The organism is Marinobacter maroccanus (assembly GCF_002933275.1).
Classification (GTDB): Bacteria; Pseudomonadota; Gammaproteobacteria; order Pseudomonadales; family Oleiphilaceae; genus Marinobacter; species Marinobacter maroccanus.
The window spans coordinates 1-433 of the sequence record NZ_PSSX01000054.1 but is presented as its reverse complement, the minus strand read 5'-3'; the positions used below and the strand labels follow the sequence as shown (position 1 = coordinate 433).

The 433-nt window shown below is 55.6% G+C and carries 1 protein-coding gene; it reads left to right on the top strand.

From position 1 onward, the window contains the following. Positions 1-433 (top strand): transposase (locus KEHDKFFH_RS20005; RefSeq protein WP_192875821.1); only part of this gene is annotated, 433 nt, incomplete at both ends.

The following is a 433-nucleotide window of genomic DNA, read 5'->3' as shown; positions in this document are numbered from 1 at the left end:
GATACAGGTCAACGTGGCGTATCGCTGGTTCTTGCGCTTCAACCTGACNGACAAGATTCCGGATGCCTCCACCCTGAGNCAGAANCGCCGGCGGCGGTTCCAGGACAGCAGCATCTATCAGGANATCTTNGATGAGATCGTGCTTCAGGCGATGGGCTATGACNTGGTGGGTGNCGAAGTGCTTTATACCGACAGCACGCACCTCAAGGCNAANGCCAACAAGAACAAGTACGATCTGAANCAGGCNGAGGAGAAGGTGGNGGCCTACCTGGACAGCCTGGAAGATGCCATCGAAGGCGATCGCAAAGCNCAGGGTAAAAAGCCTTTGAAAACGAAGCTGTCCGAGCAGCCAGCCAAGACCAAAGACACCAAAATCAGCCGTACCGATCCGGACAGTGGCTATATGGTCCGGGANGGTAAGCCCAAGGGCTTC